This window comes from Kribbella orskensis, assembly GCF_004342085.1.
GTDB lineage: Bacteria > Actinomycetota > Actinomycetes > Propionibacteriales > Kribbellaceae > Kribbella > Kribbella orskensis.
Genome location: NZ_SLWM01000068.1, coordinates 1 through 1429, shown reverse-complemented (window position 1 = coordinate 1429; position 1429 = coordinate 1). Strand labels below are relative to the sequence as shown.

Genomic DNA, 1429 nt, shown 5'->3' with positions numbered 1-1429 from the left:
CGGCAATCCCCTGAAACCGTAGAGACTTCAGTTTTGTTGTTTTTTGGTTGGTTGGCCGGTGTCCCGCTGGCTGCCCTTGGGAGCTCGCCCGGAGCCGGGGGCAAGGCTGGCCGGAGGCCACCCGGAGGGCTGGGCCTTGACGCCGGGGAGGACGAGGTCAGGCTGAGCTGCGCGGGGATCCGGTCGTTCATGCTGCCTGGTGTTGTGGATCGTTGTCGGTATGAAGGGTGAGTTCGTAGTCGATCGGGGAGCGCATGCCGAGCGCGGAGTGGCGCCGGTCGTGGTTGTACTCTTCGATCCAGGCGGCCGCCCGGGCGCGGGCCTGGGCCTTGGTGGTGAAGTGCTCGAGCCTGCGCAGTTCGAACTCCACGGTGGAGTGCCACGCTTCGATCACCGCGTTGTCCAGCGCCGACCCGGGCCGGCCCATGGACTGGGTGACGCCGAGCCGGGTGCAGGCGGCCCGGAAGGTGCCGGCGGTGTATTCGCTGCCCTGATCGGTGTGCATGATCACTCCGGTGATAGCTTCGCGGCCGCCGCGGACCGCGATCGCCATCACCAGCGCGTTGTAGGCCAACTCGGCGTTGTGGTGTTCACCCAGGCTGAACCCGACGATGCGCCGAGACGCCATGTCCAGGACGCTGTCGAGGTGGAGCTTGCCCTCGTCGGTGGGAATCTCGGTGCCGTCGCCGTACCACTTGTGGTTGAGCCGGTCGGTGGCGAAGTCGCGTCTGATCAGGTCCGGTGCCCGCCACTTCCCCCGCCCCGGGCGGGTGGTCTGCTTGCGGCGCCGTTTCCGCCGGGCACGCAGCCCGAGTTCGCGCATGAGCTCGGCGACGGTGTTCTGGCTTACCCGCCAGCCCTCATCGCGCAGGTCCGCGGTGATCCGTGGTGACCCGTAGGTGCCGTGATGCTTAGCGAACCACCTTCGGATCGCGATCTTCAGCTGTTCGCGTCGCGCGTGCCGGGGCGAGGCGTCGCCGTGGCGCCACTTGTAGAACCAGGCCTGGGAGACCCCCAGCGCCCGGCACGCGACCACCTGCGGCACCCGGTAGGTGTCCCTCTGAGCGGCGATGAACCCGGCCACGGCTACCGGCCCATCGCATCCTTGACCCAGAGGGCCACCGAGCGCTTGAGCACATCACGCTCCATCGCCAACTCCGCGTTCTCCCGCCGCAACCGCACCAGCTCGGCCCGCTCATCCTCACTCAACTGCCCGTCACCACCGTGGGCCCGCCGGTCCCCGGCCACCCAGTTCGCCAACGTGCCCGCGTTGACACCCAACTCCCGGGCCACCCGCGCGATCGGCCTACCGGTCTCCCGGACAATCCGCACCGCACCCTCGCGGAACTCCCGATCAAACTTCCGTCGTGCCTCAGCCATCACCCTCACCTTCTAAGAGGATGTCTCCACGCTACGAGGGGAAACCCAG

Annotated in this window: 2 protein-coding genes; both read right to left on the bottom strand. The window is 68.0% G+C overall.

The window, feature by feature from the left end; genetic code table 11:
• Window positions 1-187: 187 nt before the first annotated feature.
• Window positions 188-1084: an IS3 family transposase gene (locus EV644_RS44305; protein ID WP_241999467.1), complete on the bottom strand. Its 897-nt coding sequence runs from the start codon at window positions 1082-1084 to the stop codon at window positions 188-190.
• A 2-nt stretch (window positions 1085-1086) separates the two neighbouring features.
• Window positions 1087-1380, bottom strand: a complete 294-nt coding sequence (locus tag EV644_RS44300) for a transposase (protein WP_132197866.1) — start codon at window positions 1378-1380, stop codon at window positions 1087-1089.
• Window positions 1381-1429 lie beyond the last annotated feature (49 nt).